General features: G+C 35.0%; 1 pseudogene. It reads right to left on the bottom strand.

The features are described 5' to 3' along the window. A pseudogene (locus AB3H90_RS14300) lies at window positions 1-1,579 on the bottom strand (hypothetical protein); the annotation flags it as partial.

Genomic DNA, 1,579 nt, shown 5'->3' with positions numbered 1-1,579 from the left:
CGTATATCCTTTTGGAAAAGCCATTAAATTTTTCCATCCAGCAAAATTTGCTGATTTATTTGTAATCGCAAAATTAGCCACTACACTTCGTCCACATCGTTCAAATCTGACTGAACTTTCATTGGTAAAATCTGTTGTATTCGTTGTTTTTACTGTTTTTGAAACAAAACGATCTAAAGCTACTGGTGTATCATTCACTGTTGGTGTTTGTAAAAAGTTTTTAAAACCTTCAACTGACTGTGGTTCGGTCAAACTAACCGTATTATTCAAGCTTTTTTCAGTATATTCAGGTGTGACATCCCAACTGTAATCATTCGGATTGTTGCTGTCTTTCAATCCTTCACCAAAGTATTTAAACTGACTAATATTTGGGGTTCGGGTGTCACCTTTTTCGATCTTGAGCCAGTCAATTTGGCATGCACCATAATTACCATCATTAGGTAATTGATATATTTGAAAAACATCAGGAAGAGTAGAGTTAACACTAACTACTTTGAATGTTCTAGTCCATACGTTTGGCAAACCCTCCACAATTTGTAAATCTCCTAATAAAATAGTACCTCCGTTATACATAGTGAACTGTTTGTTAGATGGTTTTGTTCCTCTAATGGTTACTGTATATGTTTCACCAACCTTGAAATGTTCTGTCATAGTTCCGCTATATAACTTGTAAGAACTAACATTAATAGGAAACTTGACTGTCGAATCAGCGATATTCTCACCCAAAGGAGCTTTACCCAACCAGTAAGGGGCATCAAGTAAGTTTGGCTGATATGGTGTGGCTGTAGAGCCACGTTCTAACTTAATTTCATAGCTTAGCTCTATTTCACCAGATAACCCTTCTTCTACTAAAACTTGGAAATAGTAGCTATTTGGGTTAATCAATTTATCTGTAGTAAACGTTTTTGTGTAAGTTGTAAACTCTTCAGTTAAGCTAGTGCTATCCAGGATTAATTCTCCAAGATTATTTGTAACCACATTTTGATTTAATCTATACCTTACAACTATACGCTTGCCAGGTTGTGGTACAAAATTTGAAGATTTACGTAGAACATAAGTTATTGTGTAGGTGGTGTTTGAAAGTACAGGTGTCAAATAATAGGCACTATTTTTGTATCCTGCAATAATATATAAATTATTTCCTGGGGTCTTATTTATTTTTAAAAATTTACCACCATCACTTAGAGTTCCACTGCCTACTTGAACAGCAAAATCAGAAAAAGAGAGGTTGTTCATTAAATTCGGATTACCACTATAATCATAGCCCCCGAAATCGATGCTGTTACTGTACATTTTCTTCAGCTTGCCTAGATCGCCGATTTGCTGATTGGTTTGGTTCATCTTATCTTTGATTAACGTTAATTCATTTTGTGTTGAAACAACGTTTTGAGAAACAGTATCAATATTAGATTGAGTTGTTTTTAATTCCTCTGTTACCTCGACAACATTTTGATCAATTGACTGTGCTGCATTCTCTACAAAGTTATTTATTTGCTGGTTGGCCTTTTCGATTGTAGAATCTACATTTGTTAAGGCCTCATTCACTGCATCTGTTGTTTCTTGCTTGATTCCATCGAGC

The organism is Enterococcus sp. C63, assembly GCF_040887215.1.
Taxonomy (GTDB): Bacteria; Bacillota; Bacilli; order Lactobacillales; family Enterococcaceae; genus Enterococcus_B; species Enterococcus_B hirae.
The sequence above is the reverse complement of the archived record's forward strand: the minus strand, read 5'-3'. Positions and strand labels throughout refer to the sequence as shown.